Origin of the sequence: Pseudoalteromonas sp. MER144-MNA-CIBAN-0113 (genome assembly GCF_040308965.1) — a bacterium.
In the GTDB taxonomy this organism is placed as follows: Bacteria; Pseudomonadota; Gammaproteobacteria; order Enterobacterales; family Alteromonadaceae; genus Pseudoalteromonas; species Pseudoalteromonas tetraodonis.
On record NZ_JBEOOG010000543.1, the window covers coordinates 1 to 243 of the forward strand.

The 243-nt window shown below is 47.3% G+C and carries 1 pseudogene; it reads left to right on the forward strand.

From position 1 onward, the window contains the following. Positions 1-243, forward strand: a pseudogene (locus tag AAEY57_RS20855) (F0F1 ATP synthase subunit beta); the annotation flags it as partial.

The following is a 243-nucleotide window of genomic DNA, read 5'->3' on the forward strand; positions in this document are numbered from 1 at the left end:
GCTCTGAGGTATCGGGCTTAATGGGGCAAATGCCTTCAAGGCTTGGTTATCAGCCTACTATGGGCACAGAGCTTGCCGGCTTAGAAGAGCGAATTGCCAATACACAAAATGGTGCTATTACTTCTATTCAAGCGGTGTATGTACCTGCCGATGATTTTACCGATCCGGCCGCAGTTCATACATTTTCTCATTTATCGGCTTCTATCGTGCTCTCTCGCAAACGCGCTAGCGAAGGATTATTTC